Below are 1,711 nucleotides of genomic sequence, written 5' to 3' on the forward strand. Positions count from 1 at the left end.
CGGCTCTCCGCCGGGGGGACGTGGGGCTCGGGCGGCGGGACCGGCTCCGGCTCCGCCACGCGCGTGGAGGCGACGACGCGCAGCGACTCCAGCTCCACGGGGCGGCGCTCCGGGCGGTGGCCGTAGAGCGCCGCGTAGCGCTCCTCGAACGCCGCGCGCAGCGACACCCCGGGGCTCCACTCCACGGTGAGCGCGGCGTCGTGGCCGGCGTAGCGGAGCCCCACGATGCGGCGGCGGACCTCCACCCCGGTGCGGGCGACGCCCTCGCGCGCCACTGCGGCGGACGCCTCCTCGCCCATCCCTTCCATCCAGCCGGCGACCTCCGGCTCCACCTCCTCCAGCGGACGGAGCACCTGGCGCTCGGCGAAGCGCTCCAGCGGCGCGTGGCCGATCCCCAGCGCGCTCAGCAGGCCGGCGTCGGGCGGGACCAGCACGACCCCGATCCCCAGGCGCGCGGCGACGCCGCAGGCGTGCTGCCCCCCCGCCCCGCCGAACGCCACCAGCGCGTGCTCGGCGGGGTCGTAGCCGCGGCGCAGCGAGATCCCGCGGATAGCGTCGGCCATGCGCTCGTCGGCGATCTCCAGGAAGCCTGCCAGGAGCGGCTCGCGTCCGGCGTCCTCCCCGGTGCGCTCGCGCAGCTCGCGCCGGAGCGCGTCGAGCGCGGCCTCCGCCGGGGCGGGGTCCACGGGGATGCCGAACCGCTCCGGAGACAGGCGCCCCAGGAGGAGGTTGACGTCGGTGACGGTGAGCGGCCCGCCCGCGCCGTAGCACGCCGGCCCCGGCGAGGCGCCCGCGCTCTCCGGTCCCACCCGGAGCCCCTGCGCGTCCAGCGTGCAGACGGAGCCTCCCCCGGCGGCCACGCTCTCGATGGCCAGCGCGGGGGCGACTAGGTGCGCCCCGCCGACCTCGTGCTCCCAGACGTACTCGAAGTCGCCCTGCCAGCGCGCCACGTCGGTGCTGGTGCCGCCCATGTCGAAGGCGACCACGCGCCCGAAGCCGGAGCGCCGCCCCGCCAGCGCGGCGCCCACCACCCCGCCGGCCGGGCCGCTGAGGAGCGAGTCGCGGGGACGGAAGTCCTCCGGCCGCACGAGCCCGCCCGCGCTGGTCATCACGTGCAGCCGCCCGCCGCCCAGGGCGCCGCGGACCCCGGCCAGGTAGCCGGAGAGCGTCGGGTCCAGGTAGGCGTCCACCACGGCCGTCTCCGCGCGGGGGAGGAGCCGGATGAAGGGGGCGAGGTCCGCCGAGCACGACACCGCCTCGAAGCCGGCGCGGAGGAGGAGGTCGCGCAGGGCGTGCTCGTGCGCCGGGTTGCGGAAGGAGTGCATCAGCGCCACCGCCGCGACGCGCACTCCGGAGCGGACCAGGCGCTCCGCCACGGGCGCCAGCGCCTCCACGTCGAGAGGCCGGAGCACGCTCCCGTCCGCCGCCAGCCGCTCCGGGACCTCCACCACCTCCGCGTACAGCGGCGCCGGCTTCTCCACCCGGAGCGCGAACAGCTCCGGCCGCTGCTGCGTACCGATCTCCAGCAGGTCGCCGAAGCCGCGGGTGATCCAGAGCGCGGTAGGCGCGCCGCGGCGCTCCAGGAGCGCGTTGGTGCCGCGCGTGGTGGCGAGCCGCATCGCCAGCGGCGGGAGCGGACCGCCGGCCGGCGTCCCGGTGACCAGCCGCGCGGCCAGCACCGGCGCCTCCTCCGGCGAGCGCACCTCGAACG

1 protein-coding gene is annotated in these 1,711 nt (G+C 78.1%); it reads right to left on the reverse strand.

The window, feature by feature from the left end:
• A partial coding sequence (locus tag VGR37_11465; GenBank protein HEV2148011.1) for a hydantoinase/oxoprolinase family protein occupies positions 1 to 1,711 on the reverse strand: 1,711 nt, incomplete at both ends.

The organism is Longimicrobiaceae bacterium (genome assembly GCA_035936415.1).
In the GTDB taxonomy this organism is placed as follows: domain Bacteria; phylum Gemmatimonadota; class Gemmatimonadetes; order Longimicrobiales; family Longimicrobiaceae; genus JAFAYN01.